This window comes from Pseudomonas sp. HY7a-MNA-CIBAN-0227, from assembly GCF_040310325.1.
In the GTDB taxonomy this organism is placed as follows: Bacteria; Pseudomonadota; Gammaproteobacteria; order Pseudomonadales; family Pseudomonadaceae; genus Aquipseudomonas.
Genome location: NZ_JBEOPT010000374.1, coordinates 1 through 233, shown reverse-complemented (window position 1 = coordinate 233; position 233 = coordinate 1). Strand labels below are relative to the sequence as shown.

Below are 233 nucleotides of genomic sequence, written 5' to 3'. Positions count from 1 at the left end.
ATTCAACTGAGCAGGAGCAACGCCTTGCTGAGCAGCTTTGGTATACCACTGGATCGCTTGTTGAGTGTTTTGAGCGATACCTTGGCCTTTTTGCAAGCGCTTAGCTAAGTAAAACTGAGCGTGATGGTTGCCTTGAGCAGCACTGGCAGACAGCTCACTGACTGGCATTAGCTCAAAACGTGAGGTATCAAGTGGCACGTTCGATATCAACTCAGCGTTGGCAAGGCCGGCAC

At 50.6% G+C, this 233-nt stretch carries 1 pseudogene; it reads right to left on the bottom strand.

What is annotated here, in order from left to right:
* Positions 1-233 (bottom strand): annotated as a pseudogene (locus AAEZ06_RS28325) (hypothetical protein); the annotation flags it as partial.